Source organism: Synechococcus sp. R3-13 (assembly GCF_047462195.1).
Taxonomy (GTDB): Bacteria; Cyanobacteriota; Cyanobacteriia; order Thermostichales; family Thermostichaceae; genus Thermostichus.
Window position 1 is genome coordinate 1 of the sequence record NZ_JANSIO010000490.1, and the last position, 223, is coordinate 223.

Consider the following 223-nt stretch of genomic DNA (forward strand, 5'->3'; position numbering starts at 1 on the left):
TTTCAAGGTGCGTTCGCGAGGGAGTACGGAGATTCCTCGACACAGATATTAACATTGTCCTCGCGGCCAAGCGCAAGCGGGGAAATTGAGCTTGCTACGGCCATTATGTCACGTTTTTGGGCCAATCGGGGCAAAAGATCTAAAGTTTCCCTTAAAATCTTGTGCCGGCAGAGTCAGGCTGGTGATGGCTCGCCCCGACAGATCGCGCACAAAACTTTACAAT